Origin of the sequence: Pseudomonas sp. 51_B, assembly GCF_017491595.1 — a bacterium.
Taxonomy (GTDB): Bacteria; Pseudomonadota; Gammaproteobacteria; order Pseudomonadales; family Pseudomonadaceae; genus Aquipseudomonas; species Aquipseudomonas promysalinigenes.
The window spans coordinates 1-518 of the sequence record NZ_JAFGYW010000186.1 but is presented as its reverse complement, the minus strand read 5'-3'; the positions used below and the strand labels follow the sequence as shown (position 1 = coordinate 518).

Annotated in this window: 1 pseudogene; it reads right to left on the bottom strand. The window is 61.6% G+C overall.

The window, feature by feature from the left end:
* Positions 1–10: 10 nt before the first annotated feature.
* Positions 11–518 (bottom strand): annotated as a pseudogene (locus tag J5M56_RS24300) (SPFH domain-containing protein); the annotation flags it as partial.

Sequence of the window (518 nt, the reverse complement as noted above, 5' to 3'; positions counted from 1 at the left end):
GGCGACTGGCTCAATGGGTGGCTCCTGGTTGAGCGGTGGTGCGGGGGGACGACGGATCAGTCGGCAGTGTGAAAGTACGCAGATCGATGGTTGGCGCATTTGCGCTGCCGCCGAGTCGATGATCGAGTATCAGCAACTTGGCTTTACTCATGCCCTGACTGAGCTGGCTGAGATATTGCTCCAGCACGACGGCCTGGCCGGCATTGGTGAACGCTTTCTGTTCGGCGCTGAATTTAAGGTCGGCGGTTTGCGCGGCTGCATTGATCTCCCGCGCATTGGCCATTGCCTGATCCCGCGCCGTGCTCGCCTGCAACTGCGCCTCGTTAGTGGCCTGCGCAGCCGCCCCGCGTTCGCGAGCGATCAACGCCTGCGCGCCGATCTGCGCCGCTTGCACACTGTGATAGGCATTCGCCGCGCCGGCCGGTGGATGAATCGCTTCGACAACTGTGGCGAGGATTTCCACACCGCTGTTCAATCTGTTCAGATCGCTTTGCACTGCGCGACCGATTTCCTCAGCC